This window comes from Stenotrophomonas sp. SrG, assembly GCF_050031795.1.
GTDB lineage: Bacteria > Pseudomonadota > Gammaproteobacteria > Xanthomonadales > Xanthomonadaceae > Stenotrophomonas > Stenotrophomonas rhizophila_A.
On the sequence record NZ_JBNBBE010001585.1, the window covers coordinates 1 to 232 of the forward strand.

The 232-nt window shown below is 68.5% G+C and carries 1 pseudogene; it reads left to right on the forward strand.

The annotated features are described in order from the left end of the window. Positions 1 to 195 (forward strand): annotated as a pseudogene (locus ACQG3P_RS24710) (transaldolase family protein); the annotation flags it as partial. Between the last annotated feature and the right edge of the window lie 37 nt (positions 196 to 232).

Sequence of the window (232 nt, forward strand, 5' to 3'; positions counted from 1 at the left end):
CTGCAGGCCGAAGGCATCGACTGCAATCTGACCCTGATCAACAACCCGACCCAGGCGCACGACTGCAGCGAGGCCGGCGCGATCCTGATCTCCCCGTTCGTCGGCCGGATCCTGGACTGGTACGAGGCCAACGGCCAGGCCCCGGCCAACATCGACGCCGACCCGGGCGTGGAGTTCGTGCGCGGCGTGTACGCCTAGTTCAAGCGCCGCGGCTCGCCGACGGTGCTGATGG